The organism is Mangrovibacterium sp. (assembly GCF_059905295.1).
The window spans coordinates 1-3,688 of sequence record NZ_JBZQJF010000033.1 but is presented as its reverse complement, the minus strand read 5'-3'; the positions used below and the strand labels follow the sequence as shown (position 1 = coordinate 3,688).

Below are 3,688 nucleotides of genomic sequence, written 5' to 3'. Positions count from 1 at the left end.
TTCCAGTTGAAAAGGAATTGACTGCAAAATTTGTGGGTAAATCATCGGAGACAAGGCATCGGCTGTACTCCCGCTACCCAGGTTAAAGCCAGCCATGGCCGCAAGCGATGATAAACCGCCCAAACTACTTGTGCTACTACTACCCTGAGGAACCATGGTTGATGAAGCCGTATATTCTTTGGGGCTTAATAAGGCAAAAATCAGCCCTATCACAACACCTGCACCGACAAATTTAAAGATCGTTTTCCTGCCTTTCCACAAGGTTTTGGCTAACGCTAATAAGTCGATTTCGTCATCAGCTACTTGAGGGGAGGTATTATTTTGTTGTTCTGTGTTATTCATAATAGGTCCAAATTATTTCAATACTGCAACAATAGCTACGGCAATTGAGGAGAATGTACTTGCAATAGCTAACCAAGTACCCACTGGCATTCCTGTTTTTTCAGGTTTCTGTGGAACAATGATTTGACTTCCGGGTTCCACTTTCGGATATTTCCGGAAGAAAAAGTGCTTAGTTGAGGACGATGAGCCATTCGCATAAACAACGTAGACTTTCCCTTTTTTTGCTTCTGTACTGAAACCACCACTGGAATTAATGTAATATTTGGCTGTTTTTCCTTTCTGGTAGGCAAGCCCGGCAGGGTTTAATACCTCTCCGTTCACCCAAATTTCTTCCGACTTAACCGGAATGTATATTTCATCTCCTTCTTTCAGTGTATAGTCAATATCAGAACCCGGCTTGTTCAGTATTTTGTCCAGTTGCAGTTCAAGCGTTTTTGCTCCTATTGTTTGAATTTGCTCTAAGGTAGAATCGCCCTCCAGGCGCATTTGGTTTGCCAAGGCCAACTGTTCCTTGGTTTGTGAGTCGACTTTTCTTGTCATGTGAGCTCCGGCTTTGAATGCATAGGGAGTTAAACCACCGGCTCGTTTAACCAAGTCCGAAATACGTTCGTCTTTACTGCTGATACTGTATTGTCCCGGGTATTTTACTTCGCCCGTTATGGTTACTGTTTGTTGAGCTTCGTACGAAGGAGCACGACGTACATAAACCTGATCAAACGGGCTTATAATAAAGTTCTCATCATCCGGAGATAACTTCAAATTACGGTCGACAGCAAAGGTATACAGACTTACCATTTTGTTATTCAAGTCAGCTGCTTCTTCATAGCTGTTTCGGCGAGCCACCTCTATATAAGACTCACTTGCTGCTTCCTTCATACCTCCGGCCATGAAGATCAGATCTTTCAGAGTCATGTTTTTGTAGAAGCTGAACTCTCCGGGGTGCATAACTTCTCCATAAATTCGGATTGTTTTGCGTTCGCCGATGCTATAGATGTCCCGAATCATCACTTGGTCGTCCTTTTGAAGTATAGGGTCATCTTTTCCTGAAAGCACGTCATTAACATTGAAGGCAATAGTTGTTGGAAATTGCTTTTCATCCAATCGAATAATTAAGCCGCGTTCAGCAAAATAATTCGGAATTAGTCCACCGGCTTTTGTGATCAAATCAGATAAGTGCATTTCTGATTCCAACGCATAATTTCCAGGTCGATAAACCGCACCATCAATGCTAACCCGGTTTTCGAAAACATTGACAACTTTTTCAGCGCGGATAAGGTCTCCGTTTTTCAATGCGAACGATGAAAATTGGTCCGGCTTAACATCCAGTAGTTTATAACCGTCCTCGGCATAACGCGTGATTAATAATCTGGATTTAGATGCATTCTCTGTAAATCCACCGGCATACTCAATTAATTTATTGATGTTCTCACCATCTTTTAACTCGAAAATAGCTTGGCGTTTAAAAGCGCCAACTGTTTCAATCCGTTTGTGATAAGTTGGAATAAAAATCACATCCTGATCGCGTAGCGAAATGTTGTTTTTTGTGTTGTTGTTGATCAGGTAATCGTAAGCATCAATTTCAGCAATCTGCTTGTTATCCCTCATAATCCGTATGGAACGGAATGATCCGTTTTCGTTGGGGCCACCCGACAGATAGAGTGCGTTAAATGCTGATGCTGTTGCTGGTAAAGTGTAGGTTCCCGGGTGAATTGCTTCACCGATAACATTTACTTTAATTGAACGAAGATTATCAATGCTTACTTCTGCAAATGTATTGGGCGAGTCTCCGCTCATTCCCGAATAGATTGCTGACAAACGGTGGATTAAGTTCGAACGAACAGATGCGAAATCCTGTCCGGCAACTTTAATAGGTCCCAAATCCGGAATGTTAACAGATCCGTTACCATCGACAGTAAGTACGTAAGTTTGCTGACTAGCTCCCCAGACATTAATTGATAGTTCGTCGCCAATACCGACAACATAGTCGTTGGGGACCGGAATATTGACAGATGGTTCGAAGCTTAATTTGTCTTGATTGAATAATTTATAGCCAAAAATGCGCTGGTTCTCAGCAGTGCCAGGTTTTTCGTTTTTTTGAGCTCCCTCTTGGGTGCTCGAGAAGTTTGCTTCCTCGGGGACCTCTGTCGAACTTGTTGAACTTTTGGCACCAGAAAAAGTACCTCCTGTTTGTGCTTGTTGTAAGCGAGCCATTAACTGATCGATTTGCTGTTGTGAAGCGCCTTTTGCTCTGGCAAGGGTTGTCGCTTCAGCAACAGTTAAACCGCGATCTTGAATTTCTTTTGCAATTTGATTGATTTGAGCATCTGTCAGATTTTCAACCTTGACGGTCGAAATATCAGTTTGTGCATAAAGAATTGATTGTGTTCCACCTAAAAGCAGAATGAGAGATACAATAATCAGCGTTCTGAACATGTGTCGTTGTTTTGTTTTTCAAAATATTTTATCCCTGTTAGGATTGGCGGGGCTAAAATTACATAATTTCATGAATTATGCGCTATTGAAAAACTCGAACTTGCTACTTTTATCTTGAGTTTATAAATTTTTTAACAAGTAGAGTAAGGTCAATTCAACCATTTCAAGATAAGTTATTCTGGAAAGTGTGACCTCTGTTCTAAGTGATTGTATTATGTCAGAATCCCTACTTTGTTGCTTTATGAAACAACAAAGTAGGGGTTTGTTAATTGCTGCTTATTATATTGGATGGTCGAAGGTTGATCAAAGAGCTTTATTTCTTTTCCTGCAGCTTTAGCAATCGCATGTCCTGCTGCCGTATCCCATTCCATTGAGGGCTCCAGTTGGGGATAAATGTCGGCTTTCCCTTCAGCAATCAGGCATATTTTTAATGCACTGCCCATATTCACGTATTCAATTTTTCGGGTTTTCTCACGAAGTTTGTTAAAGTATTCCTGAGTCTCTGCTGTTTTGAAGGTTCTGCTACTTATGATTTTTAAACTTTTCGATCTTGCTTTCACTGGGAGACGGGTGGCTGTTTTTGTCAATTCGGTAAGCTGAATTGTTCCTTTTGGGCAAAGCGCTTTCCAGGCTCCCATTTCCTCGGATCCCCAGTATATTTCACCTGTCAAAGGAGCATAAATTACGCCTAGTTTGGCTTCGTTATTTTCAATAAGAGCGATGTTTACGGTAAACAATCCGTTTCGTTTGATGAATTCTTTCGTTCCGTTTAAGGGATCAACCAACCAAAATTTGTTCCAATTTTTGCGGGTCTCGTAGTCAATGTTTTCGCCATCTTCACTAAGTACCGGTAACTGACTTTGAGCCAAAGTTTCAATTATTGCCCAATGGCTGTTCTGGTCAGCGTTGGTTT

3 protein-coding genes are annotated in these 3,688 nt (G+C 41.4%); all 3 read right to left on the bottom strand.

The features are described from left to right. Window positions 1–342: Wzz/FepE/Etk N-terminal domain-containing protein (locus AC37HE_RS02245; RefSeq protein WP_500781147.1), on the bottom strand; the 342-nt coding region annotated here is incomplete at its 3' end. A gap of 12 nt (window positions 343–354) precedes the next feature. Continuing rightward, window positions 355–2,775 carry an SLBB domain-containing protein gene (locus tag AC37HE_RS02240; protein ID WP_500781146.1) on the bottom strand — a complete coding sequence of 807 codons (2,421 nt, stop codon included), beginning with the start codon at window positions 2,773–2,775 and terminating at the stop codon, window positions 355–357. 239 nt (window positions 2,776–3,014) lie between these two features. After that, the coding region (locus AC37HE_RS02235) for a 3'(2'),5'-bisphosphate nucleotidase CysQ family protein (RefSeq protein WP_500781145.1) at window positions 3,015–3,688 on the bottom strand (674 nt) is incomplete at its 5' end.

Bases quoted from the DNA above. Each gene is read 5' to 3' on its own strand.
- AC37HE_RS02240 (WP_500781146.1), bottom strand. From the start codon at position 2,775: ATGTTCAGAACGCTGATTATTGTATCTCTCATTCTGCTTTTAGGTGGA.